Origin of the sequence: Humidesulfovibrio sp. (assembly GCF_031082295.1) — a bacterium.
Lineage (GTDB): Bacteria > Desulfobacterota > Desulfovibrionia > Desulfovibrionales > Desulfovibrionaceae > Humidesulfovibrio.
In genome coordinates, this window is sequence record NZ_JAVHLD010000010.1 from 80434 (window position 1) to 104700 (window position 24267).

The 24267-nt window shown below is 65.9% G+C and carries 16 protein-coding genes and 1 tRNA gene; 5 read left to right on the top strand and 12 right to left on the bottom strand.

From position 1 onward, the window contains the following. Positions 1 to 3: 3 nt before the first annotated feature. From bamA to lysS, 4 genes are read right to left on the bottom strand one after another with little or no spacing between them, the layout of a single operon-like run. Entirely contained in the window at positions 4 to 2739 is a 2736-nt protein-coding gene (gene bamA / locus RDU24_RS07635; protein ID WP_308735162.1) for an outer membrane protein assembly factor BamA, read from the bottom strand. After that, entirely contained in the window at positions 2726 to 3412 is a 687-nt protein-coding gene (locus tag RDU24_RS07640; protein WP_308735163.1) for an ABC transporter ATP-binding protein, read from the bottom strand. Before RDU24_RS07640 ends, bamA begins: the two co-directional genes overlap by 14 nt. Beyond that, positions 3405 to 4637 carry a lipoprotein-releasing ABC transporter permease subunit gene (locus tag RDU24_RS07645; protein WP_308735164.1) on the bottom strand — a complete coding sequence of 411 codons (1233 nt, stop codon included), beginning with the start codon at positions 4635 to 4637 and terminating at the stop codon, positions 3405 to 3407. The genes RDU24_RS07640 and RDU24_RS07645 overlap by 8 nt, the downstream gene beginning before the upstream one ends. After that, positions 4634 to 6220 (bottom strand): lysine--tRNA ligase, encoded by a 1587-nt coding sequence (gene lysS / locus RDU24_RS07650; protein ID WP_308735165.1) that lies wholly within the window; start codon positions 6218 to 6220, stop codon positions 4634 to 4636. Before lysS ends, RDU24_RS07645 begins: the two co-directional genes overlap by 4 nt. Positions 6221 to 6507: 287 nt before the next feature. Here lysS and RDU24_RS07655 point away from each other — a divergent pair. Next, a tRNA-Asn gene (locus RDU24_RS07655) sits at positions 6508 to 6583 on the top strand. A 54-nt stretch (positions 6584 to 6637) separates the two neighbouring features. On the opposite strand, the gene RDU24_RS07660 is transcribed toward RDU24_RS07655, so the two are convergent. Further along, positions 6638 to 7966: an L-cysteine desulfidase family protein gene (locus RDU24_RS07660; protein WP_308735166.1), complete on the bottom strand. Its 1329-nt coding sequence runs from the start codon at positions 7964 to 7966 to the stop codon at positions 6638 to 6640. A 204-nt stretch (positions 7967 to 8170) separates the two neighbouring features. Between RDU24_RS07660 and RDU24_RS07665 the strand changes: the two genes are divergently transcribed. The 3 genes from RDU24_RS07665 (at position 8171) to RDU24_RS07675 (ending at position 12380) form a co-directional block, all read left to right on the top strand. Further along, on the top strand, positions 8171 to 9931 hold the full coding sequence (locus RDU24_RS07665; protein ID WP_308735167.1) for a flagellar hook-length control protein FliK: 1761 nt from the start codon (positions 8171 to 8173) through the stop codon (positions 9929 to 9931). Positions 9932 to 9946: 15 nt separating this feature from the next. Beyond that, positions 9947 to 10651, top strand: a complete 705-nt coding sequence (locus RDU24_RS07670; RefSeq protein ID WP_308735168.1) for a flagellar hook assembly protein FlgD — start codon at positions 9947 to 9949, stop codon at positions 10649 to 10651. A gap of 61 nt (positions 10652 to 10712) precedes the next feature. After that, a complete protein-coding gene (locus RDU24_RS07675; protein ID WP_308735169.1) occupies positions 10713 to 12380 on the top strand; it encodes a flagellar hook protein FlgE in 1668 nt (555 codons plus the stop codon). Between the two features lie 156 nt (positions 12381 to 12536). Here RDU24_RS07675 and RDU24_RS07680 read toward each other — a convergent pair whose 3' ends face one another. Then, positions 12537 to 13991, bottom strand: coding sequence for a glycosyltransferase family 9 protein (locus RDU24_RS07680; RefSeq protein WP_308735170.1), 1455 nt, complete (start codon positions 13989 to 13991; stop codon positions 12537 to 12539). A gap of 1 nt (position 13992) precedes the next feature. Next, positions 13993 to 15204 (bottom strand): CgeB family protein, encoded by a 1212-nt coding sequence (locus tag RDU24_RS07685; protein WP_308735171.1) that lies wholly within the window; start codon positions 15202 to 15204, stop codon positions 13993 to 13995. Between the two features lie 169 nt (positions 15205 to 15373). Here RDU24_RS07685 and RDU24_RS07690 point away from each other — a divergent pair, with 169 nt between their 5' ends. Then, positions 15374 to 17062, top strand: a complete 1689-nt coding sequence (locus RDU24_RS07690) for a putative bifunctional diguanylate cyclase/phosphodiesterase (RefSeq protein WP_308735172.1) — start codon at positions 15374 to 15376, stop codon at positions 17060 to 17062. An 8-nt stretch (positions 17063 to 17070) separates the two neighbouring features. Here the strand turns inward: RDU24_RS07690 and RDU24_RS07695 are convergent, their stop codons facing one another. The 5 genes from RDU24_RS07695 to gluQRS form a co-directional block, all read right to left on the bottom strand. Continuing rightward, entirely contained in the window at positions 17071 to 19041 is a 1971-nt protein-coding gene (locus RDU24_RS07695) for a diguanylate cyclase domain-containing protein (protein WP_308735173.1), read from the bottom strand. 19 nt (positions 19042 to 19060) lie between these two features. Then, entirely contained in the window at positions 19061 to 20170 is a 1110-nt protein-coding gene (locus tag RDU24_RS07700; protein WP_308735174.1) for an ABC transporter substrate-binding protein, read from the bottom strand. A gap of 71 nt (positions 20171 to 20241) precedes the next feature. Next, on the bottom strand, positions 20242 to 21447 hold the full coding sequence (locus RDU24_RS07705; RefSeq protein ID WP_308735175.1) for an ABC transporter substrate-binding protein: 1206 nt from the start codon (positions 21445 to 21447) through the stop codon (positions 20242 to 20244). Positions 21448 to 21554: 107 nt separating this feature from the next. Then, the gene (gene murJ / locus RDU24_RS07710) at positions 21555 to 23087 is read right to left on the bottom strand and encodes a murein biosynthesis integral membrane protein MurJ (protein ID WP_308735176.1); all 1533 of its coding nucleotides are present in this window, start codon (positions 23085 to 23087) and stop codon (positions 21555 to 21557) included. A 55-nt stretch (positions 23088 to 23142) separates the two neighbouring features. Further along, positions 23143 to 24144: a tRNA glutamyl-Q(34) synthetase GluQRS gene (gene gluQRS, locus RDU24_RS07715; RefSeq protein WP_308735177.1), complete on the bottom strand. Its 1002-nt coding sequence runs from the start codon at positions 24142 to 24144 to the stop codon at positions 23143 to 23145. Positions 24145 to 24267: the final 123 nt, after the last annotated feature.

The window sequence follows — 24267 nt, forward strand, 5'->3', positions numbered from 1 at the left end:
GGACTAGAAAGTCTGGCCCATGCTGAACTCAACCTTGGACTTGGTGCTTTCGTAAAGTTCATCCAGACCGTAGCCGAACTCAAGCTTCAGCGGCCCCATGGGCGAGAACCACTGGATGCCGACTCCAACGCTCTTATAGAGGCCAAGCGGCGGAGCAGCCAACCTGCGTGTCGGGCCGCTGAACGGCATCTCGCCTTCCTTCCAGGAGTTGCCCATGTCAAAGAACACGGAGCTGATGATGCCCATCTTCTTGCTCAAGGGGTACAGCAGATCAAGATTGTTGAAGAACATCTTGTCGCCGCCAATGGCTTGCCCCGTGGCATCATCAAGGGGTGAAATCTTGCGCTGGGAGTAGCCGCGCACAGTGCCCACGCCGCCCAGCGTAAAACGTTCACCAAGGGGAACCTTGGCGTTGGTCCAGTTTCTGCCCACCCAAGCGGTGGCCGCATGGTTCTTAATCACCAGGTCGCCGATGAGCCCCTGATAGACAGTGAAGTCGTAGCCGAGTTTGATGTAGTTATCGTGCCCGCCCAAGATGGCGCCGCCGTTTGTTACACTGACGGTATTGATCGTCCCTTCCGTGGGGAGAGTCATACCGCCGCCATTGGTGGTATTGCGCGACAAACTGGCCGTCGCGGCGCTTGCGATGTGCACGCCTTCCGCATCGACAATGGACGAGGCCGCGCCAGTGGCGACGTCGTAGATGTCGTAGCGGTCCAGGCGGTAGCTCCACGAAAGGGTGGTGTACTCGCCAACAGGGTAGGCAAAGTTCAGCGTGGTGCCGATGGTGGAGCGCTGGTAGTCGGTGTAGCTCTCATCCTTATTGTACGCCTGGAGGCCAACGCCCAGGTTGCTGTCATCCCAGCGCGGATTGAAGACATTAAAGGTGTAGCTTGTCTTCTTCTTGCCCCACTGCCCGGCAAGCCCTGCCCCCCAGCCCTTGCCGAACATGTTCTGCTCGTCAAGCGCGCCTGCGAAATAGACACCGTCGTAGGTTGAATAGCCGATGCCGCCGCCGATCTTGCCGGTATCCTTGTCCTTGACCCTGATCTTCAGGTCCATTTCCTCGGGGTTGCCGGTGGGAACGGGCTCGATGTCCACAGCGGAGAAGTAGCCGATCTTGTCCAGGCGCTCGGTGGAGCGTTTCAACAGCTTCCCATTGAAAAGAGCACCGTCCGCAAGGCGCATCTCACGCAGGATGACGTTGTCGCGGGTCTTGGTGTTGCCCTCGATGAGTACCCGACGGATGTAAACCTTCTGCAGCTTGCGCATGACATAGATCACGTCCACGGTCTTCTCTTCCGGGTGGTCGTTCATGCGCACATTGGCTTCAGCGTAGGCGTAACCGAAGTTGTTATAGTACTCGGTCAAGGCCTTCAGGTCGTCGCGCACCAGGGAGCGGTCGAGGTAGTCTTTCTTGTTGGCGGCAAGGCTCAGCTTGGTCTCGGCAAGGAGCTTGTCCTGGTCGGCGATGAGATCGCCCTCGATGGTGACCTTCTCCACACGGAAGCGCGCGCCTTCCTCCACCTTGAAGGTGATGTAGATGCCGTCTTCCTTGAACTGGATGTCAGGGCTGCCGACCTTGGCGTCGATGAAGCCGCGGTTGTTGTAGTAGGCGGCCAGCGCGGAGGTGTCGCGCTCAAGCATGTCCTCTTTAAGGATACCGCCCTGGCTGAACCAGGAGAACAACCCGCGCTCCTTGAGCACCATGTCGTCCTTGAGCTCGCTCTCAGACAACTGCTTGGCACCCTCGATGGTGATTTTTTTGATGTAGAGCTTCTGACCTTCCTCAATGACGAAGTTCAAGCGCGCCTGGCCCTGCCCTGCAGACTCGATCTCGTGGGAAACCTTGATGTTGTAGTAGCCGTCTTTGCGGTAGAGCTCACGGATGGCGGCAATGTCCTCGGCCAGAACCTTCGGATTCAGCACCGCGCCCTTGCGGGAATTGACCACTTTGAGCACGGTGTCGGAAGACTTTTCAGAGGCGCCCTTGACGCCCAGCGCCAGAATGCGCGGCTTCTCCACCACCTGGACGACCATCTTCTTGCCCCCGGCGACATCACGCAGGAGGATCTTCACATCGTCAAAATATCCCAGGTCATACACGGCCTTGAGGTCCGTGTTGACGGCCTTTGCGTCCAGGACCTCGCCTTTCTTGGTGGTCAGGCGCAGCAGCACGACGTCCTTGTCCAGGGCGTTGGTGCCCTCGACGTCGATGTCGACGATGCGCTCCAGTCCGAGCAGGTCGCCCTTCATCTTGGTGACGAGGTCGTCCACGGCGGGCAGAAGGTTGATGAGTCCCTCGCGTGAGGTGAACACGGGCATGGGGGCCTTGAGGCCGAAAGGATCGGTGACGCGGGCGTCAATGGACAGGGTCTCGCCCAGCTTGCTGAAGCTGCCGGTGATGGCGTAGCCGGCGTTGGTCAGCAGTGCGACCTCTTTCGCCGCGGAAGGGGCGGACGCGTCGAGTCCCTTGGAGGCCAGGGCCTTTTGCACGGTGTCCTTGTCGATGACGGTGAAGCCCGCCTCGCGAAGGCGGTCCGCAAGAAGATCAGGAAGCCCCTGTCGCAGGTACTTCAAGTCTTCTCCGGCGTTCACCTCAAACGGCATCACGACCACTGTGACCTCGCGAGGCGAGGTGACTGCGGCGCGCAAGGACCGTGGCGCGGCGCTCACGGCCAGGAAGGCCGTCAAGAACGCCAGCGCGAGGAAAAATTTTGTGCTGCTACCCCTGGGCATAGAGAACTCCCGAACGCAACTCGAACCGCCGTCCCATGACGCCGGCCAGTTCTATGTTATGCGTTACGACCACGAATGTCATCCCCAAGTCCCTGTTCAGGGACACCAGGAGTTCGCCGACCATTCTGCCCGTTTTTTCGTCCAGGTTTCCGGTGGGCTCGTCGGCCAGCAGGGCCTTCGGGCGGAGCAGGATGGCCCTTGCGATGGCCGCCCTCTGGCGTTCTCCGCCGGAAAGGGTCGTCACCGCGTGGTCCATGCGCTGCCGCATTCCCACCATCACCAGGGCCTCTCGGGCCATTTCCAGGGCTTCGGCCCTGGTCTTCCCGGCGATGATGCCGGGCATGGCGACGTTCTCCAGGGTCGTAAACTCCGGCAGCAGGTGGTGGAACTGAAAGACGAATCCCATGTCCCTGTTGCGCAGAACGGCCCTGCGCCGTGCGTCCAAGACCGCCAGATTCTCGCCGCTGAAGAAAATTTCTCCACTTGTCGGCGCGTCCAGAGACCCCAGAAGGTGCAGGAGGGTCGTCTTCCCGGAACCCGAGGCGCCTAGTATGGCAATGGATTCCCCAGGGTCCACGGTCAGATCGATCCCGTCAAGCACCCGCAGGCGCTCCCCTGGCCCAGCAAATTCCTTGCCAACCTTGACCAAGCGGTATAGCGGCTCTTTACTCATAACGCAAGGCATCCGAAGGCTTAAGGGCCGCAGCGCGCCTGGCCGGGTAGATCGTCGAGAGGTAGCACAAGGCAAGCGCCGCCACGCCGATCAGCGCCATGTCAAAAAATTCAAGCCTTACGGGTAGATAGTCCACGGGATAGACATCGCTCGGCAGTTTGATGAACTGGTACTTCTTGAGCAGCAGGGCCACCGGGATGCCGATGCCGTAGCCGAGCGCCGTGCCCACCGCCCCGATGAAGCTGCCCTGGTACATGAAGATGCGCCGGATGTTCGTCTCGTCCGCGCCCATGGCCATGAGCACCGCGATGTCCTTTGTCTTCTGCATCACCAGCATCACCAACATGGTCACGATGCTGAAGGAACCCACCAGCACGATCATGGCCAGGATGATGAACATGGCCGTCTTCTCAAGCTCCAAGGCGGCGAAAAGATTGGCGTTCATCTCCTGCCAGTTGCGGACGAACACGGGAAAATCGTGCAGCCTGGCACGAATCTGGTCACTCACGGTCCCGGCGGCGTACACATCCGCCAGCCGCACCTCCAGCCCGGAGACGACATCGCCCTTGAATCCCAACAAATTTCTGGCGGCGTCCACGGTCACGTAGCCCAGGGTGGCGTCGTACTCGAACATGCCGGTTTTAAATATCCCGGCCACCCGGAAGATCTTGATCTTCGGCGTAAAGCCGACTGCGCTCTGGGTTCCCGTGGGCGAAAGCAGGTTCACGGAGTCTCCCAGGACAAGGCCCAGGCGCTTGGCCATCTCCGCGCCGATGATCACGCCGGGCAGATCCTCGTCTTTCTCCTCCAAATCCTTGACGCTTCCCGAAACCATGTCGCGGGTCAGGCTCAGTACCTGGTCGGCTGTGGAGGGCTCGATGCCGCGCAGAACCACGCCCTTGACCCCGCCCTTGGCCGACAGCATGACCTCGGAGTACACGAACGGGGTGACGCCAGTGACGCCCGGCACCTGCCGGCACAGCTCGGCCATGAGCTGCGGCTGGCGGATGCCGCCGGAAAAGGCGCTCACCAGCACGTGGGCGTTGACGCCCAGGATCTTGTCGCGCAGGTCCTTGGTGAACCCGTTCATGACGCCGATGACCACGATGAGCGCGGCGACGCCAAGGGCCACGCCGCATACGGCGAACAGCGAAATGATGGCGATGAAGGACTGTTTGCGGAGCGCGAAAATGTAGCGCAGGGCGATGAACAGTTCGAAGTTCATGCAGGTCCGGTAGCCGGACCGGCAGGCCCGGATGAGGTTCCGCCGGAAGTCGTCTCCAGCCTGAGCAGCGGGAACAGGATGACCTCGCGGATGGAGGGGGAGTCGGTGAGCAGCATGACCAGGCGGTCGATGCCGATGCCCTGTCCGGCCGCCGGGGGCATGCCGTACTCGAGCGCGCGCACGTAGTCCTCGTCCATGAAATGCGCCTCGTCATCGCCCGCGGCCTTCTCCTGCACCTGATCCTCGAAGCGGCCGCGCTGATCCACGGGGTCGTTCAGCTCGCTGAAGGCGTTGGCCAGTTCGCGTCCCACCACGAACAGTTCGAAGCGGTCAGTGATGTCCGGGTTGTCCTCGTTGCGGCGCGAGAGCGGAGAAATATCCGTCGGGTAATGGTAGATGAAATGTGGCTGGATGAGCTTGGGCTCGACGAAGATGTCGAAGAGCTTGGCCTGGAGCTTGCCGAGCTTCTCGCCCTTGACGACCTTCTCGCCGCTGCGCTTCACCAGAAGCGCGCACCGGTCATAGTCGCGGTAGTCCTCGGGGTCCACGCCGCCGATCTTCTCCAGGGATTCGTGGAAGCTCATGCGCGTCCACTTGCCCGGCGTCAGGTCGATCTCCATCTCCTGGTAGGTCACGACGGTGCTGCCGCACACGTCCTGGGCGACCTTGGCGATCATGTCCTCGGTCAGGTCCATGAGGTCGGTGAACTCGGCATAGGCCCAGTAGAACTCGAGCATGGTGAACTCGGGGTTGTGCCGGGTGCTGATGCCCTCGTTGCGGAAGTTGCGGTTGATCTCGTAGACCTTCTCGAACCCGCCCACGAGCAGGCGCTTTAAGTACAGCTCCGGCGCGATGCGCATGTAAAGCTTCATGTCGAGCGCGTTGTGGTGCGTCTCGAAGGGGCGGGCCGTGGCGCCGCCGGGGATGGGCTGCATCATGGGCGTCTCGACTTCGAGGAAGCCCTTGGCGTCGAGATAGTTGCGGATGCCGCGCACGATGAGCGTGCGCTTGCGGAAGATCTCGCTGGTGCGCGGGGTGACGATCAGGTCCACGTAGCGCTGGCGGTAGCGGATCTCCATGTCCTTCAGGCCGTGGTACTTCTCCGGCAGGGGCCGCATGGACTTGGTCACCAGCACGATGGTCTTGGCGCGCAGGGTGAGCTCGCCCGTCCTGGTGCGGAAGAGATCGCCCGTGATGCCCAGGATGTCGCCGATGTCGTATTTCTTGAACAGTTGATAGGCCTCGACACCCATCTCGTCGCGGGCGACGAAGATCTGCATGGAGGCGCTGGCGTCCAGCACCTTGATGAAGGTGACCTTGCCGAAGGAACGCAGGGACGTGACGCGCCCGGCCACGGAGAACATGCGGCCGACAGCGGCCAGCCCCTCCTCGTCCAGGTCGGTGTAGCCCGACACGATGTCGGCCAGGTCGGTGTCCTTGCGGAAGGTGTTGGGATAGAGGGACACGTCTTCATCGAGCAAGGCGCAAGCCTTGTCGATGCGGCCCTTGAGCACGTCGTTGAGTTCGTCGCGCGCGCTCAGGGCGTCCACCAGGGGCTTGAAGCGCCCGGCGTGTCTCGACACGACGCGGCCTTCTGCCCCGCCGTTGCGATTATCTTTGTCGGCCAAAACGGGTATCTCCCTGGGTGTGCGGACTCTAAAAAAAGTCTTAAGCCTAGCGCCTGCGCTGGTAGTCTGCCTAAGCCATCCGCCCTTGGCAGTCAAGGCGGAGATACTCCCCGGCGCTTGCGAAGTCAAAGCAAAGATGGCGCGGGAAGTCCGCGGAAGGTCTTTGCGCCTGGGCACGAAAAAAACCTTGACCCTGCCCGCTAGTTTTGCTTAAAGAAGCCTCCGCCGCATCAAGCGGCCATTCCCCGGTAGCTCAATCGGCAGAGCGGGTGGCTGTTAACCACTAGGTTCGCGGTTCAAGTCCGTGCCGGGGAGCCAGAAGCATCAGGCCCGGAAGATGAAAGTCTTCCGGGCCTTTTCGCGTGGTGCGGCCTAGACGTACCCGGCCAGCTTCTTGTCGATCATGATGGCCAGGATGGTGCGGTCGGTCTCCACCATGCCCTGGGTGGAGAGCTGGCCAACGTTGCGCATGGTCTGCTCCGGCGACTCGGCGATGATGCCGTCCGTGGCGCGGATGCGCATGCCGTGGAGCGAGAACAGCGCCGCCTGCACCGCCGTGCCCGCCGCCGTGGCCAGCTTCAGCGCGCACCCGGCCTTGGCCCCGTCGCAGATGACACCGGCCAGGTCCTCGATGAGGATCTTGATGGCTCCGGCGATGTGGTGCAGATCGCCGCCCAGAAGCGCGGCCACGCCCGCCGTCGCCCCGGCCCCGGCGGCAACGGAGCAGCCGCACACGGCGGAAAGCCTGCCCGTATGCGCCTTCACCGAGGCCGTGACGATGTGCGACAGCCCGATGGCCCGAAGCGCGTCATCGCGCCCGCACTCCAGAAAGTCCTTCACCGCCCAGATGGGCAGCACCGCCGTCAGGCCGTGGTTGCCGCTTCCGGCGCTGCTCATGGCCGGGAGCTTCACCCCGTCCATGCGCGCGTCCGCCGCGGCGCTCGTGAGCATGCGCGCGGCAAGGCTCATGTCCCGCGTCATGAGCTTCTGCCGGGCCAGGCGCTCGAAGGTTTTGCCGACCCCCATGCCGCAGCCCGTCTTGAGCCCATGCTCGGCCAGGCGCAGGTTGTGGCGCACGCCCTCCTCCAGAAATGCCAGGTCCTCGGCGTCCAACTCGTCGGTCAGGGCGATGAGCTTGGAGAGCGGCAGGTCGCGCAGCCAGGCCTCCAGCTCGGCCATCTCGTTGCCTCCCGGCCCCTTGCCCTTGAGCAGCGCGCTGTCCGCCACGTCCTTGCCGTCCAGGCTCAGGGACACGATGGCGTCGTGCTGGCCCTCCACCACGGCCTCGGCCAGACGGTCGTCCAGGCGGGCAAGGGCGCGGATGTGCAGGCCTCGGCGCTCGGAAAGCAGGTTCAAGGCCACGCGGCCCTGGCGCAGCATGTCCTTCGCGGCCTCGACAACGACCTCAGTGACCGGATCAAGCACCTCCAGGCCCAGGACCGGGTCGCCGCCCAGCGCCCCCAGGGCGGCGGCGGTGTCCAGGCCGCTCAAGCCCCCGGTGCCGGGGATGGTCACGGCCAGCCCGTTCTTATAGACGTTGGGGTCCACCCAGACCTCCAGCTTGAGCCGCGAGCGGTCCGCCTGGCCGACGCACAAGAGCGACGACGACGCCGCCGCTGCCAGGGCCACGGCCACGGGCTCGGTGCAGCCCAACGCCGGGGCCACCTGCAAACGCAACACATCCTTTACGCTGAACGCCATGGAATCCACCTCTCGGGCTGAGTGCTCAGACTGGCGCGAGGCTATGCGCCGGGCAGACCCCAGTCAAGATCGCAGACCCCTTGCCACGGCCGCGAGGGAAGTATTTTCCCCTTTTGAAGCACGGGGCGTGTGCGCAAACACTTGAAATATCAACACTCAAACTTGGCACGGCACTTGAAACATGGCGGACCAAAGGAGCACGCCATGCAGGAAATTCCCGCCGTCAAGGCCAAGTCCAGCGACATATACGACCAGCTGCGCTCCGCAGCCCTGGTGGACATGTCCTCCCAGTCCCGCGCTTTCTCAGACTTCCTGAGCCTCATGGATCGCCCGGCTGCGGGCAAGTCCGGCTCCAAGTCCGACGAGATGAATCTGCTGCAGGACGCCCCCGTGCGCGTGGAGACCGTGTCCCAGAAGGTGGAGTCCGCCCCCGTCCAGGATGCCGCGAACACCGTGCGCGCCACGGCGGAGGCCTCGACCCAAGCCGCCCAGGCTGCCGTGCAGACCACCGCCCAGACTGCCGCGCAGACGGCCGCGCAAGCGGCTCAGACCGCTGCAACGGCCAAGGCCAACGGGCAGGACTCGCGCCTGAACGCCGCCAAGAACGTCCCGGTTTCCCGGGAGGCCTTCGAGGAAATCCGCCCCGCCCTGGCCAGCCTCGGCATGTCCGACAAGGACATCGAGGGCTTGAGCGCGCGCGTCAAGGCCGGCCAGCTCACCTGGGGCCAGCTCGTTCACACCGTTTCCTCGGGCCTGACCGGCGCGAAGAAGCCGGTGCAGCTTTCCACCAGCCAGGGCCTGGACCTGCAGTCGCTCTTCCAGAAGCTCGGGTTTGACCCGAACACCTCCAAGGGCCTGGTGGCCAGCGTGGCCAAGGGCGAAGGCGTCAAGGTGCTCGCCCAGATCCAGCAGAAGCTTTCCACCATGCCCGAAGACCAGACCCTGAACCTGGACAGCAAGGAAATGGCCACCCTGTTCAAGGCCCTGCGCCTGCCCGAGGGCTCGGCCAACAAGCTCGCCAGCCTGCTCGGCCCGGACACCACCGTGGCAGGGCTCAAGGGAGCACTGGACCTGGTGGGGCAGGAGATGCTCCAGCAGCGCGTCGCGGGCGAGACCAAGGACACCGAGCTCCTGCGCTCCCTGGGCAACGTCATGAAGAAGGACGTGGACAAGGTGCGCCGCGAGGCTGGCCTGGCCACGTCCAGCACCGGCCAGCAGGCCAAGGACTCCGACCAGCCGCGCATCACCGTCGAGGTGAAGACCCCGGACCGCAACGACACCAAGTGGTTCGACAAGCACGACCAGAAGAAGCGCTCCGCCGGCGAGGAAGCCGCCTGGAACGATTTCCTGACCCGCGTGAAGAACGACGACAGCACGGGCAAGACCGGCGCCCTCGGCCAGAGCGCCAAGGACTCCCTCGACGCGCTGCTCGGCAAGACCCAGAACCAGGTGAACGCCCAGCAGGCCAGAACCGAAACAAGCCAGCAGGGCAAGGCCTGGGAAAAAGTTGCCGCGCCCAAGCTGCTGAACCAGGTTCAGGAAGCCATGCTCAAGGATCTGGGCCAGGGCCGCAAGCAGATGACCCTCGACCTTGACCCGGCCAACCTGGGCAAGCTGCAGGTCATGCTGCAAGTGAAGGACAAGGACGTGCACGCCGTGCTGCGGGCCGACGACCCGGAAACCGCGAGGATGCTCTCCGGCCAGCTGGAGACCATCAAGAAGGCTCTGGAAGATCAGGGGCTTAAGGTGCAGAGCCTGGAAGTGCAGACCGGTTTGGCTTCGCGCCAGGACCAGCATTTCTTCAGCGCCGACCAGCACAATCAGGCCCAGGAGCGCCAGGACCTCTCGAATCTTTTCACGCGGCTCAGAAACCTCCGCTCCGATGGCACGGGGCTGGCCCAGGAAATGCAAAATGTTGGCATGCAGGCAATTCTTTCCGACAAGGGCCTGCACGTCATCGCTTAACAGGGGGGCCATATCATGAGCGTCGTCGCAAATACCGGAATCCTTGGTCAGTACGACACCACGTCGACCAAGAGCACCACCAAGAGCAAGGCCACAATGGACCAGGATGCCTACCTGAAGCTCCTGGTGGCCCAGCTGGAGCACCAGGATCCGCTGAATCCCATGGACGACAAGGACATGACCAGCCAGCTCTCCCAGTTCTCAAGCCTTGAGCAGCTGACCAACATCAACACCGGCATCAAGTCCCTGGTCAGCTCGCAGAGCAGCAGCAACATGCTGAACGCCGTGAGCTTCATCGGCAAGGGCGTCAAGGCTAACGGCTACAACTTGAGCAAGTCCGGCGACACCACCAGCACGGTTTACTACAGCCTTGGCGAGAGCGTCTCCAACATGCAGGTGAACATCTACGCCTCGGACGGCACCCTGGTGCGCACCGACGCCCTTGGCCCCAGCCAGGCTGGCGAGTTCCAGTACAACTGGGACGGCAAGGACACCAACGGCACCAAGCTGGCCGACGGCACCTACGGCGTGGCCATCGTCGCCGAGGACACCTCTGGAGCGCCGGTGCTCGTACAGTCCAAGATCAGCGGCGAGGTGTCCGGCCTGCTCACCCAGAACGGCACCACCATGCTCCAGCTCAAGGACGGCCGCACCATCGAACTCTCAAGCGTCACGGAGATCGTGGCTCCGAGTACTTCAACCACAACGACGACCCAATAATTCGGTCTGGGTCGGCGTTACAAAGTCTTAAAAAGAATTTCGAAGGGATAGGAGGTTTACAATGTCGCTTTCTTCCTCACTGTACCAGGGAATCACCGGCCTGCAGGCCCACAGCGAAAAGATTTCCGTCATCGGCAACAACCTGGCCAACGTCAGCACCGTGGGCTTCAAGGGCGCGCGCATGCACTTTGAGGACGTCATGAGCCAGGACACGTACACTTCCGCAGGCGTGGCCCAGGTCGGCCGCGGCGTGCGCGTGGCCGCCATCTACTCCGACTTCGCCCAGGGCTCCTTTGAGAGCACCTCGGAGTCCACGGACATGGCCATCGGCGGCAGCGGCTTCTTCACCGTGAAGCCGCAGAACACCGACAACACCTACTACACCCGCGCCGGCAACTTCCGCTTCGACAAGGACGGCTACCTGACCGACCCGCACGGCTACGTTCTGCAGGGATGGGCCATGGTCAAGGCCTCCACCGCCGCCGCCACCGGCGCCACCACCAGCACGGCCAACGTCAACACCTTCTCCATCACGGGCAGCCCCACGGACATCCGCATCAACAATTTCCAGTCCCCGCCCGAGGCCACCAGCAACATCAGCGTCATCACCAACCTGGACCCGAACAACGCGAGCAAGTCCAACTCCTCCACCAACCCGTACTTCGCCATGTTCAACAACTGGGACGGCACCGCCACCACGCCACTGGCCAGCACGGCCTACGGCTACAGCTCCACCCTCAAGGTGTACGACGCTGTTGGCGCGGCCCACAACCTGACCGTCTACTACGACCAGGTGACCCTCAGCAACGCCGGTGGCAACACCGTGTGGGAGTACATGGTCACCAGCACCCCCAGCGAGGACGGCCGCATCCTGTCCGGCGCCAACGGCAGCCTCACCAGCGTCAACGCCACCTCGGCGGCGGGCGTGCTGATGATCGGCACCATGACCTTCCGCGCCGGCGCCCTGGTGAGCGAAAGCGCCTACACGCTGAAGAGCAACGGCGGCACACTGGGCATGAAGAACCTGACCTCCTGGCAGTTGGCGGACTTCTCCACCGGCGGCTACCCGCTCATCACCCCGAACTTCATCCAGGCCTCCAACGCCTCCATCGCCACCGCCACCGACGCCACGCCCATCGCCGTGAACTTCGGCATCCGCAATACCGACCTGACCAGCAACGGCTCTGGCATCCTCGGTTGGAGCCAGGCCAAGGGCACCCTGGCCAACACCGCCGCCGCGGTCGGCCCGATGATCAGCAACGTGGGTTGGGTGCCGGGCTTCAAGTCGCCCGTCATCGACGCCATGACCACCCAGTCCTACGACACCGGCGGCTCCAGCACCCTGTTCCAGAGCCAGGACGGCTACACCGCCGGCTTCCTGCAGAGCATCTCGGTCTCGCGTGAGGGCATCCTCACCGGCCGCTACTCCAACGGCCAGGTGCTGGACCTCTACTCGCTGACCCTGACGAGCTTCACCAACCAGTGGGGCCTGCGGCGCGAGGGCGGCAACCTCTTCAGCGAGACCAGAGAGTCCGGACCGGCCCTGACCGGCGAGGCCAACTCTCCGGGCAAGGGCACCATCGCCTCCAGCACGCTGGAACAGTCCAACGTCGACATGGGCTCCGAGTTCGTGCAAATGATCACCGCCCAGCGAGGCTTCCAGGCCAACACCAAGGTGATCACCACGGCGGACAGCATGCTCGGCGAAATCATCGCAATGAAGCGCTAAGCTCAAGAGAGTCTCCATCCCGAGGATGACCCCGCCTGGCTTGACCGACCAGGCGGGGTCTCTTTCTGCGTGGGCCGACCCCCCAAGGGGCGACCCGGCAAATTTTTCCATGGGACGAAGGCGGCGGCGCAGGCGCAAGGGCGCATCAGCCGAGGATCAAAGCAGCGGGGCCAGGGCCTCCAGATGTTCCAGGCAGCGGCTGGTGGAGTCCGCCGTGGCGTCCTCGTTCTCCAGGGCCACCTCAAGATATCCGGCCAGGGGTCTCCAGAAGGGCGGGGTCGCGGCCAGCAGGCTGCGCGGCGGGCCGAGACCCTCCGCAGCGAGCTTGGCGGCGCGGCGTCCAAGCCCTGGCAGGGACCGGCGCAGGCTCTCGGCCAGGCGCGGTTGCGCGGAGGCCAGCGCGGCCCAGGCGGCGCGCACGGGTTCCGCCTCCGCGCGGGCCAACCGCCAAAGGAAAAAGGCGCGCCAGAAATCCCCGGCCTTTTCGTCCACGTCCACCGCGCACCCGGCCCGGCCACCACCTTTGGGGCCAACCTCCGTCAGGCCCAGGCGGCGCATGCCGAACAGCCCCTCGGGCGTGCGGATGGTGCCGCGCAGCGTCAGCCCCGGCATCTGCATGCGCTCCAGGCGCTCGGCCGGGCCGCGCAGGATGGTGGCGGCCAAGGCTGCCACGCGGCGCGGGGTCAGGGCCTGACGGCAGTGCCCGCCCCCGTGCGAGCAGGCCCAGCAGCCGTGGGCGCAGGAGGCGTTCGAGCGCAGCACCAGGTGCCCCGGCTGGTACGGGCCGGTCTCCCAGGGGTTCACGTTCCCCACCGAGATGTTCAAGGTCTTCAGCCCCGTCCAGGCGGCCACGTGCATCGGCCCGGTGTCCGGGGTGATGAGCAGCTCAAGGGTGCGGCCAGCGGACACCATCTCCGCAAGGGAGAGCTTGCCCACCAGGTCGAGGGCCGGGTGGTCGAACACCGCGCGGATGTCCCTGGCCACGGGCACGTCGTCCGGCCCGCCCAGAAGCACGGGCCGGAGGCCCCGGTCCAGCAGCTCGCGCACAAGCCCGGCGTAAAAAAGCGCGTCCGGACGCTTGCCGGGCTCGCTGGCGCCCACGAACACGCCAACGCTCCTGGCCTCCTGCCCCACCGCCTCGCGCGGGGGGGCGAAATTTGTGGCCTGCGTGGCCGAAAAGGGAATCATGTCCAGGGCGTTCAGGTCGGCCCAGTGGAAGCGGTTGTGGCGGTTGTTCTCCACCAGGCTGGCGCGGTAGAGCTGCCAGGCCCCGCGCACGCGCAGCGCGCCATCGGGCTCCAGCACCGGCCCGACCTTGATGTCCGAGTTGAGCTGCCCGGCCAGGCGCGCCGCCTCCTCGCGGATGCTCAAGTTGACCACCAGGCGGTAGTCGGTGCCGTGGAGCGCGCCGGAGGCGGCCTCGGCCCAGGTGATATAGGCGGCAGGCGGGCTCACGGGCAATAGCGGGGTGAAGAAGCGTTCCTCCCCGACAACATGGAGCTGGTGGCCGGGATAGCAGCGCCGGAGCCAGAGCAACAGCGGAAAGGTCAGCACAAGATCGCCCATGCGCTGCATCTGCAGCACCAGGACCGGCCCGCTGGAGATGCCCATGCTAGCGAACCCGCCCGGGGAAGGACTGCTCGATGGCCGCCATGAGCGCGCTCAAGCGGTGCTCGTAGGTGTGCTCCGCCAGCACCCGCGCGCGCCCGGCCCCGGCGATGCGCTCGCGGGCCTCGGGATCGGCCAGGAAGCGCTCCACCAGCGGCCGTATCTCCTCGACATCGCGATACAGCGCGATCTCTGTCTCCGGCTCGAACAGGCGCTCGATCTGCCTGCGGTGGTCTGTGAGCAGAAAGGCCCCGGCTGCGGGCACGTCGAACACGCGCTGGTTTACCGCGCCCTTCATCTGCAGGCTGGTGCAGTTGAAGTTCACCTCGCTGGCCGGATAAAAACCGGGCAGGTCTTCATAATAGCTCAGCTCCCTGAGCAGGCGCTGTCCCGCGCCCTCGGGCAGCAGCTGGCTCCAGCCGGAGTCCCCGGCGATGAGCGGGCCGAAGGGTAGGGTCCGGGCCACGCAGCCCAGGCGATATTCCAGGGTGGAATGCCAGACCACCGCCGTGGCGTAGGCCACGCGCTGCAAGACCGGCAGCGCGGCCAGCTCCGAGCGGAGTTCCGGTCTGGACGCGGCCAGGAAGGCCTCCACCGAGCGCTCGCCCGACTGCCCGAAAGCGCGCGCCAGCTCGGCGAAAGCCGCGAGCAACGCCGGGCCGGGCATTGCGGCCTTGAGGCGGCTGGCGGTCTTGGCGACCATGGAGTTGCCCACGAAGGACACCCGCGAGCGCCACTCGGGCCTGCCCGTGCGCCCCGGGCTGAAGCGCTGCGGGTCGGCACCCAGCGGCAGCCAGAAGACGTTGGTGAAGCCGAAGCCGCGCACGGCATCCAGGCTGTCGGCGTCCCAGGTCAAGATGAGCGTGCTTTGGGGGTCTGGCTTGGGGTACAGCGGCAGGATGAACTCCGGGTTGTCCACGAACCACGACACCAGCGGCAGCTTGAGTTCCCCGGCCAGGGCGTAGAGCACGCCCTCATGGTCCACGCCCAGGTGGTTCACCGTGACGATGGCGTCTGGCTTGAAGGTCGCCACCGTCTCGCGCACGGTGCGGATGAACATCTCGCGGTCCACGCTGCGGGAGGCGAAGTCCAGCAGCAGGTGCGGGACATCGAGGCGCTGGCAGGCGGCCTTGAGCTCGCCCAGCAGAAAATAGGCGCTGGTCAAGAGGAGCAGGCGTGGGGTGCGGCCGCGATGGCGCAGAGGAAGGGCGTCCATGAGGCGGAACCCTAGCCGGGTACGTGGGCGCTGTAAAGCAGCCGAAGCCCGGCGTTATGCAATATTGAAAAAAGTAAACATTAATTCTTGGCTTCAAGGCATAAACAAAATCATTCGCCTGGCCGAAGACAACGCATTGCGCAGCACCACAAAAGGACGCGGGACGGCCATGAGCGATCTTGCAACCCTACTCGTCGAGACGGCTCACCACTGGGAACTCCTTGAGGACCTTGACGGCACCGTGGTCTATTGCTCGCCCGCCTGCCGGGAGATCACCGGATTCGACCCGGCGCATTTCCAGGGCCGGGCCGACGCCCTGGGGCGCATCGCCCACCCCGGCTCCAGAACCCTCGTTTCAGACTTCACGCGGGAGATGCGCGGCGCCGCACCCGGCGTCCGCCGCTGCCTTGAGCTGTGCATCCAGGTCCAGGACGGCGGGGTGCGCTGGCTGCGCTGCCACTCGCGCCTGATCACCGGGCCTGACGGCGCGTCCTACCTGCGCTCCACCCTGCGCGACATCTCAAGCCGCAAGGCGCTCGACCTGGAGATGGAGCTCTCCCGGCTCTCGGACCCGTTGACCCGCCTGTACAACCGGGCCTTCTGCCTGGAGAGCATCCAGCGCCTGCTGGACAGAGGCTCCCTGGCCGAGGACTTCGCCGTGGTGGCCCTCGACATCGACCGCTTGAAAAAGGTCAATGAGACCCTGGGGCCGACCTACGGCGACGATTTGGTACGCATCGCGGCGGAGCGCATCGCCTCGGCCGTCACCGCGCCCGACGTGGCCTGCCGCCTCTCGGGAGACGGGTTTGCGGTGATCATGCAGGGCAAGACCCCGCGCGAGATGATGGCCTTCGTGCACAAGGTGCTCTCCCTGCTGGACCGGCCCTTCATCCTGCGCGGACATGAGGTCAACGTGACGCCCAGCGCCGGGGTGCTCCTTGGCCCCGCCCTGTACGACCAGCCCGAGGACCTCCTGCGCAACGTCAGCATCGCGCTCCGGCGCGCGCGGGAGAGCCGAAACAACCGCTGCAAGGTCTTCCACTCGCGCCTTTTCGTCGACGCCTCGCGCCAGCACGAGATTGAGATAGACCTGCACGCGGGCCTGCGCTGCGGCCAGTTCTTCCTGGCCTACCAGCCCATCGTCTGCCTGGAGACCAACACCGTCACCAGCATCGAGGCCCTGCTGCGCTGGAACCACCCCCGCCACGGGCTCATGCAGCCCGCCGAGTTCCTCGGCGTGGCCGAGGCCACGGACTTCATCGTGCCGCTGGGCGAATGGGTGCTGAAGCAGGCCTGCCACGACATGGTGGAGACCCTGGTTCAGCGCACCGACATGGGCGCCGTGACCATGAGCGTGAACATTTCCGCCCGTCAGCTGGCCCACCACAGCATCTGCAACACCGTGGCCCGGGTGCTGCGCCAGTCGGGGCTGCCGCCGGAGAACCTCAAGCTCGAGATCACCGAGACAGTGGCCATGGAAAACCCCGTGCTCACGGCCCAGCGCCTGCACGCCATCAAGGCCCTGGGGGTCAAGATCAGCATCGACGACTTCGGCACAGGGTACTCGTCCCTGGCCTCGCTGCAGAACTTTCCCATCGACACGCTCAAGGTCGACAAGAGCTTCGTGGGCATGATGGATTCGAGCACCGAACAGCGCAAGATCGTTCGCACCATCATCGCCCTTGCCCACAGCCTGAACCTGGAGGTGGTGGCCGAGGGCATCGAGCAGCAGGAACAGTGGTCCATGCTCAAGATGCTCGACTGCCAGAGCGGCCAGGGCTTTCTGTTCTCGCACCCGGTGGATGCGGACACCATGCGCGCGTTCATCTGCAAGGAAAGACCGCAGCTCAGGCAATAGGCGGGAGATCAGGAGGGCGTACCGGCCATCCGGTAGGCGTTGCCCCCCGCGCGCTTGGCCGCGTACATGGCCGCGTCGGCCTTGGAAAGCAGGCTGTCCTGGTCCTCGCCGTTGACCGGGTAGCAGGCCACCCCCACCGAAGCGCCCAGGAACATGTTTCCGCCAGCCGCGTCCGGATCATGCAACGTATCCAGCACCTTCTCGGCCACGGCCTTGGCGTCCGCCGCTCCGGGCAAATCAGACAGAACGATGACGAACTCGTCGCCGCCCAGGCGAGCCACGGTGTCGGACTCGCGCACGCAGGCCTTGAGCCTCAAGGCGGTCTCCACCAGCACGCGATCGCCGTGGGCGTGGCCGTGGGCGTCGTTCAGGGCCTTGAAGTGGTCCAGGTCGATGTACAGCAGACCCACGCCGGAGTTGTTGCGCCGCGCCCGGCGCAGGGCCTGCTCCAAGCGGTCGGCGAAGAGCTGGCGGTTGGGCAGGCCGGTGAGGGAGTCGTGCAGGGCCATGTGCCGCACGCGCTCCTCGCTGGCCTTGAGCGCGCTGACATCCTGGGCGTTTATCACCACCCGCCCGCCGGGCATGCGCGAGACCCTCATGCGGCACCAGCACTGGCCGCCGTCGCGGTGCAGGAAGGCGAACACGCGCTCCGGCGGATTCTCCTGCAGCATGTCGTTCATGAGGTTGACCACGAAGCTCTGGCGGTCCTCCGGCGCCGGGAAGATGCGATCGGCCAGGGCCGCGAGCGAAGGCACCTCGCTGACGGAGTAGCCGAACAGGCGCTGCATTCCGGGGTTGTTGAAGACGAGCTCGCCGCTCTTCTCGGCCAGGGCGATTCCGTCAAAGGAGCTCTGCAGGATCGCCCCGCGCTCCCGTCCTTCCAGCTCAAGCCTCGAGTAGAGGTTGGAGAGGTCATTGGTCATGGCGTTGAAGGCCTTGGCCAGGTTGCCCAGCTCGTCCCTGGTGGCCACCGGCGCGCGCGCCGACAAATCGCCCCCGGCCACGGCCATGGCGGCCTTGGTCACGGAGAGGATGGGCCGGGCCATCCGCCGGGAGAACACGTACACTCCGAGGCACAGCAGCGCGGCCACGGCCAGCCCCACCAGCACGCTGACCAGCGCCAGCCGCCCGGCGGAGGCGAAGGCCTCGTCCTGCGACATCTCGGCCAGCAAGGCCATCTGGTAGGGCGCCAGCCAGCGGTAGACCCCGACCACCGGCACCCCGGCGTCGTTCAGGTACTGGCCGTGCCCGCTGCCCCCGGCCAGGGCGCGCTCGATGCCCTCGGTATGGGCCTGCCGCCCGGAATGCAGAAGCCCCTTGCGCCCGGAGGCCACCAGGGTGTTCGAAGAGTCCACAAGGTAGGTCTCGCCCGTTTCGCCCAGGCCGGCCCGGGAGCGGATGATCTGGTCGATACGCTCAAGCCCGAGGTGCACCGCCAGCACGCCGAGCAGCTCGCCGGACTCGTCCTTCAGGGGCATGCTCACTGTGATGGTCGGCCGCAAGGACTCCGGCGAGGGATACACGCTCTGGACCGTCGCCCCCTGGCGCCCCTGGGTGTAGTAATTGTAGCTGGCCCGGTAGCCTCCCACCTGCGCGGGATCGGTGGAGAGCAGCACACGGCCGCCCGTGGGGGCCAGCACAAGCACCTCGCGCACGTCTGCCTGGGCAGCCATGTAGTCGCGCAGGTGCGAGAGCAGCCGTTGGGTTTCACGCTCGTCCAGCCCGGCCTTGCCGGCATACTGGCGGGCGACGGTGGCGCCCACGAACTGCAGATCGCGCAGACGCTCCTCTATCCACAACCCCAGGTCTGTCTCCTTTTGGCGGCTGGCGGACTGCAGGCGGTCCACCGCTGCCTGGCGCAGAAAGGCCCGGCCGACCAGATAGCTGGCCGCGCCCATGCCTGCCACGCCCAGCAGCGAGAACACCAGATAGGTGCTCACCAGTCGGGCCACCAGGCTTTTTTGGATGAAGCCCATCATGCGCGCCTCGTTCCCCTGCTCATGACGCGGGCTCCAACACCTTGCGGCTGCGGGCCTGCCCGCCTTCGATGAACATGATGTGCGCGCCGCGCACCGCGTCTCCCCCGCGCTCAAACGACAGCCGCCCGGAGAACCCCTCGTAGTCTCGCAGAGAGGCTATGCCTGCGCGCAGCGACACCGGGGCCACGCTGCCCACGGCCTGGGCTGCGGCCAGGACCACGCCCAGGGCGTCCAGCACCATGGCTCCGTCGCTGTCCATGGGAACTCCCGCAACGCTCTCCAAGTGCTCTGCCTGCCGACGCACGGCCTCGCCCATGGCCCCATGCGCAAAGTTCGCGGTGAAGAACGAGCCCTGCGCCGCCGACAATTCGAGGACACTTGTGCCCTCCTCCCAGGAGTCGCCTCCGAGAAAGACTCCGCTAAACCCGGCCCGCCTGGCCTGAGCCATCTGCAGGACCACATCCTGAACGTAGTTGGGCAGATACAACGCCTGGGCCTTGGCAGCCCGAATGCGCCCAAGCTGTATGGAGAAGTCCGTCACGCCTCCAGGATACCCTTCCTGCGCCACAACCTTTCCACCGAGCGCCACAAAGGCATCGGCAAAATACCGGGCAAGCCCTTGGGGATAGGTATCAGACTCGTCATAGAGCACCGCGATGCTGCGCAGGCCGAGAACCTGGAACGCATACTGGGCCATGAACCGCCCCTGCACCGTGTCCACCAGACAGACACTGAAGGCGTACTTGCGGCCCAAAGTCACCTGCGGGTTGCTCGCCGTGGGGCTGACCATGGGCACCTGCGCGTCCTCGGTCGCGTTGGCTACGAAGATGGCGTCCCGGCTGTAGTAGGGACCCACAAGGGCGGCTACCCGCTCCTGGCGGATGAGCCGGACAGCGGCGCTCAGAGTGCGCTCCACATGGCCTCCTGTGTCTTCCACCAGCAGCCGGACCTTGATACGCCTGCCGCCCACAGCCAGACCGCCCCCGGCGTTGACGCGCGCCACAAGCGCCTCGGCAGCGTCTTTTGCCGTAACGATGTTGGGGGGGCCGGACAGGGGTACCAGCAGGCCGATGCGAAACTCGTCGTCCTCAGCCCCTGCCCCTGCCCCTGCCCCGGAGCAGGCGGACATAACCGCCAACGCCCCCAGGGCCAGACACAGCGCCACACCGAGCAGGCATCGCCGCGCAAAGGTTCCGCTCCTCACTGCACCACCTCCGCATCCCCAGAGCCTTCGCCCGTCGCGATGCTCAGAACTGTCCCGGCGCGCTGCAACCCCCGGGAGGAGATCTCCAGTATCTGGGCATCGCGCGCGGGCGTGCCCATGGAATAGCGCCCGTAGCCGACCACGCCAGAAAATTCCGTCACGTCGCGCAAGGCCGCTGCCAGCACTTGGGGATCAAAGCCCCGCGCCTGCCTGGCGGCCCGGAACAGGAGGCCGAAAGCATCATAAACCTGCGCCGAAACCGAGTTCGGCTGACGACCGAAGGCCGCGGTGTAGCGTTCAAGAAAGCCGCGCGCCACTTCCGTCTGCTGCCCGGAAGGATGCCAGACCACCAGAAAACGCGCGCCCGTCATGCCCTCCATGTCGACGTTGCGAAGCAGGTCCCAGCCGTCCGTCCCAAGCACCTCGCCCCTGAAGCCCAGCGCTCGCGCCTGACGCACCAGCAGCGGGGCATCAACGTGGTAAACGGGCAGAAACAACACCTCTGGGCGGGAGCGCAGGAGCGTGCGCAACAGGGGAGCGCCGTCCTTCGCGTCCAGGTATCCGGCCAGTTCGGCCTGCTTGCCGCCCCGGGCGATGAAGGCCTGCTTGAATTCCGCGGCCAGGGTGCGGGAGTAGATGTTCCCCTGGTCGAAGAGCACCGCGGCGCGCTGCGCTCCGCCGTCGCGGCACAGGCGGGCGACGGCTCGGGCCTGGAAGGCGTCGGAATAGGGAATGCGGAATGCGTAGTTGCGGCTCGTGGTAAGCTGCGGGGTGGTGGCCCCGGGGCTGATGAAGGGGACGCGGCTCTCCTCGGCCAAGGCGGCCATGGGCAGCGCCTGCTCCGAGGTGGCCCCGCCGATGACGCACACCGCCCCGGAAGCCAAAGCCTTGCGCATGGCTCGCAAGCCGTCCTCAACGCCGGGGCCGTGGGTCAGCGTCTCCAACCTGAGGGGCACGCGCCCGTTCGGGGTGGCGATGCCGCCCGCCAGGACCGCCTCTCGGCGCACCATCTCGGCAGCGTTGCGATACTCGCTTTCCATGCCCAGGGCCCCGCCCTCGACCACCAGAAGCGCCACGGCCAGCTCCTCCTGGGGATTGTTGGGTCTGGAGCCGCAGGAAGCAGCCAGAAACGCCACGCACACGAGCAGAAACACGGCCTTCAGCCGCGCTGCCGCTCTTTGCACGTGTCTTTCCTGCGCCATGCCCAGCCCCTTGGCTCATGTCGGCGACCTTGATCGCCCCCATGAGCCAACACTATCTCACACCGGGGAAGTTTGACAAGAAAAGCTCAGAGATCAGCGAGAAATAATCACCCACGCCGACGCACGCGCCGCGCCAGGGCGTCCACCAGCATGCGCGCTTCGTCCAGGCCCAGGCGGCGGGCCAGCAGAAAATACAGCACCGCCCACAGCGGGATCAGCAGCAGCCAGACAAGGCGCGTGCCCGAGCTGCCCCAGGCCAGCAGCCCGATGACGAGGCTGGGCGCGCCGCACTTGAGCCAGGTGGACAGGCACATGGGCCAGGCCCCCAGACGGCGGCGCAAGAGCAGGGACAGGAGCGTCACGTTGACGCAGCTGGCCAAGGACACGGCCAGGGCCAGCCCCACGTGGGCCAGTTGCTGCATGAGCGCCCAGCCCAGCAGGATGTTCACGGCCACGCACAGGGTGGCCACCAGCACCGGGGTGCGCGTGTCCTCCAGGGCGTAGAAGGCCCCCACCAGCGGCCGCACCAGGGCGATGGCGGGCAGCCCCAGGCCGTAGGCCATGAGCGCATGCGACGTGGCCCGGATGGCCTCCGGCCCGAAGGCGCCGCGCCCGAACAGCAGCGCGATGAGCGGCTCGGAGAGGGCGACCAGCCCCGCCATGGCTGGCAGGCTGATGGTCAGCGACAGGCGCAGGGAGGAACGGATGACGGACAGGAATTCTTCGGGCGTGCCCTCGGCGCACAGGCGAGAGAGGCTGGGCAGGGCCGCAGTGCTCACCGCCAGCCCGAAAACCCCCACCGGGAACTGCACAAGGCGGTCGGCGTAGTACAGGTACGAGATGCTGCCCACAGGCAGGAACGACGCCAGGAGCGTGCCCAGCAGCAGGTTGAGCTGGTACACGCCGCTGCCGAACACCGAGGGCAGCATGAGCCTGCCCATGCGCAGCACCGCCGGGTCGAACCAGCGCCACGGCCCGCGCCAGGAAAAGCCAAGCCGCCGCAGGTAGGGCTGCTGGAACAGCCACTGCCCCAGGCCGGAGGCCAAAACGCCCCAAGCCAGGCAATAGGCCACGTTGAGCTCGAAATGCCAGCCGACGAGCGCGAAGCTGATGAACCCGATGTTCAGGATGCACGGGGCGAAGGCCGGGGCGAAGAAATGGTCCAGGGCGTTCAGAACGCCCATGCACAGCCCCACGCCCGAGATGAAGATGATGTACGGGAAGCAGATGCGAAGCAGGCTCGCCGTGGTGGCGTGCAGCTCGGGATTGCGCTCGAAGCCCGGCGCGATGAGCCCCGTGAGCTCCGGCGCGAAGTACATGGCCAGGAGCGTGATGGCCGTCAGGATGCTCACGAGCCAGGCCAGCACCGCCCGGGCCATCTCCCTGGCGCGCTCCTCGCCCTCCTCCGCCCGCACCCGCGAGAACGCAGGGATGAAGGCCATGGTCAGGGAGCCCTCGGCGAACAGGCTGCGCAAGAGGTTCGGGATGCGGAAGGCCACGAAGAAGGCATCCGCGAACAGGCCCGCCCCCAGGGTGAAGGCAGTGATGAGGTCGCGCACGAAGCCCAGCATCCGCGAAACCAGGGTGGCCCCGCCGACGGTGGCGGCGCGGCGGGCTATGTGGCGGGATTCGGCGTTCATCTGAGGGGGCTATAGCGCATGCGGTCGGCGCTGTCATCACGCCCCGGCGGTGCGCCTACCCCAAAGCGGCCAGCACACCGGCGATGTCGGCGGGCAGGCGCACCGCCTCGCGGGGCAGCAGCGAAAGGTCGAACCCGGCCACCAGCTCCCGGGGCAGCACCGGGCGGGGGCTGTCGACGAGCCCACCGCGCCAGGCCAGGTAGCCGACGATGGCCGGGGCCGAAACGCCCGCATCGCGCAGGGCGGCCAGGGTCAGGGAGTCGTGGCGCTTGGCCAGGCGCTCGCCGTCGGCGTCGAGCACCAGAGGCAGGTGCGCATGCCGCGGCGGCGGCGCGCCGAAAAGCTCGTACAACAGGAGCTGGCGCGGCGTGCTCGTGAGGATGTCGTCGCCGCGCACCACCTGGGTGATGTTCATTTCCATGTCGTCCAGCACCACGGCCAACTGGTAGGCGAACACGCCGTCGGACCGGCGCAGGGCGAAGTCGCCGCCGCAGTCGGCCATGGTGAAGCGCTGCGGCCCGGCGACGAGGTCGTGGAAGGCCAGTTCGCCCTGGCCGCAGCTCAGGCGCAGGGCGGGCCGCCGCCCCTGGCGCAGAAGCCCCTCGCGCTCCTCCGCTCCCAGGCGCAGGCAGGTGCCGGGGTAGATGGGCGAGCCGTCGCCGGCGTGCGGCGCGCTGGCCAGGCCGCGCAGCTCCTTGCGTGTGCAGAAGCACGGATAGGCCAGCCCGGCGCGCTCCAGCCCTTCGACGGCAGCGGCGTAACGCTCCAGCCGGGCGCTCTGCTCGTAGGGGCCGTGCGCTCCGCCCACGTCCGGCCCCTCGTCCCAGTCCAGGCCGAGCCAGCGCAGGTCGCGCAGGATGGCGTCCGCGAACTCCGGGCGCGAGCGGTCCGGGTCGATGTCCTCCATGCGCAGGACCACCTCCCCTTCCGCCGAGCGGGCCGCCAGCCAGGCCATGAGAAAGGCCCAGGCGTTGCCCAGGTGGATGTGTCCGGTGGGGCTGGGGGCCAGGCGGCCCCGGACCCGATTCCCGGCAGGTTGCGCCGTGTCATTCTGCATCGCTCTGCGGCACCATCATCCGCCGCGAATGTCAAGGGCTCTGAGCCCATTCAACCTGAATCCGCCGCTCCGGCGCGGCTTTGCGCGCCGGAGCGGCGGGAACGGGGTCAAGGGGACTCGTCC